1 pseudogene is annotated in these 1,025 nt (G+C 57.0%); it reads left to right on the forward strand.

Annotated elements, in window-relative coordinates:
• Positions 1–82: 82 nt before the first annotated feature.
• Positions 83–1,025, forward strand: a pseudogene (locus tag Q1A63_RS25580) (helix-turn-helix domain-containing protein); the annotation flags it as partial.

The raw sequence follows: 1,025 nt of genomic DNA on the forward strand, positions 1-1,025 counted from the left end.
CTAACGTCAGCACCAATGGGACAGTTTAGGCTAATTTGATAAGAGAGGGTTTCTGGCACATCGTAACCACCAAGGCGTGGAGATGAGACAGAAACCCGGGACCAAGCGGAGCCATGGTGAGAAGGTCGTGAATGACATCCGCCGCGCGCACCACTGCCCGGCCGTTGATACGCAGTATCAATGAGAGGGGCGCAAACAATATTCAGCCGAGGAGAAGATCCGGATTGTGCTGAACGGCCTAAAAGGCGAGGACAGCATCTCGGAGCTGTGCCGCCGTGAAGGCATTGCCCAGAGCCTGTACTACAGCTGGTCCAAGGAGTTCCTTGAGGCTGGAAAGAAGCGCCTTGCGAGCGACACGGCTCGTGCAGCGACGTCGACTGAAGTCAAAGACCTGCGGCGGGAATCCCGTGATTTGAAAGGGGTCGTCGCTGAACAGGCCCTGGACCTGCGGCTGCTCAAAAAAGCATGATCGCGGAGGGGGACGACAGCGCATGAGGTATCTATTACCCGGCAGGCGATTTGGCTAAGCCAAATCTGCCGAGAGGGCGGCATCCGAGAAACTGGAGATCATTCGCCTCGTTGAAAGATCGCATCTCCCGACAAATCGCACGTTGGACAAGCTGGGCATCCCGAGTACCACTTTCTATCGTTGGTACGACCGGTATCTGTCGGGCGGCCCGGAGGCGCTTGAGGATCGCAGCCCCAAGCCGTCACGGGTCTGGAACAGCATTCCGGAGCCGGTACGCGAGAAGATCAAAGACCTGGCCTTGAGGGAAAGTGATCTGTCGCCGCGTGAGTTGGCCGTGCAGTTCACTGACACGGAAAAGTACTTCGTGTCAGAGGCTTCGGTCTATCGCATCCTCAAGTCCTACGACCTGATCACCAGTCCGGCCTATGTGGTTCTGTCGACGGCTGATGAGTTCAAAGACAAGACCACGCGTCCGAACGAGCTGTGGCAGACCGACTTCACCTATCTGAAGGTCATCGGCTGGGGTTGGTTCTACCTCAGCACCATCCTCGATGAT

Origin of the sequence: uncultured Roseobacter sp. (assembly GCF_947499265.1) — a bacterium.
Classification (GTDB): Bacteria; Pseudomonadota; Alphaproteobacteria; order Rhodobacterales; family Rhodobacteraceae; genus Roseobacter.